At 47.7% G+C, this 528-nt stretch carries 1 pseudogene; it reads right to left on the bottom strand.

The features are described 5' to 3' along the window. Positions 1 to 386, bottom strand: a pseudogene (locus tag R7O13_RS30600) (glycoside hydrolase family 92 protein); the annotation flags it as partial. Between the last annotated feature and the right edge of the window lie 142 nt (positions 387 to 528).

Below are 528 nucleotides of genomic sequence, written 5' to 3'. Positions count from 1 at the left end.
GCTTCGCGGTAGGCGTCACTGTCTTCTATGTACTTGGCTTTATCTTCGGTAAACGGCAGGAACAGAATGTCACCTAAGCCGACCATACCCGTGCCAGATAGGTTAGTGTGGGAGAAGCCAAATAAGGTCTTTTTATCAAAATGGTAACCTGATGAAGAGTGCCAGCCGATCAGCTCGGTATCTGGAGAAAGTTGCACCATGCCTTCTGGCACAACAGGACCCGGGAAGGTGTGTCCGTTAAAGCCTGTCCCAATGAATGGGTCGACGTATTTTAGGTTGGAAGTATCGACGCTTGGTGAGGTGTTATCGTCGTCATCGTTGCAGCCAGCCAAACCAATAACACTTGCAATCACAGCGGTGGCGATAGCGGTTTTCGTAAAGTTCATAATCTTGATTCCTTAGGCAGGAAGCGCGTCACTTCCTGCCACTGAGTTAATCTCTCTGCTTATTCTTTAAACACGAATTACATAAAACGTTTCTGAGCTTGAAGCGCTTCTTGCTTGTCACCCGTCATGACGAAGTGAAGCT

The sequence above is a fragment of the Vibrio sp. Y176 genome, from assembly GCF_033438945.1.
The sequence above is the reverse complement of the archived record's forward strand: the minus strand, read 5'-3'. Positions and strand labels throughout refer to the sequence as shown.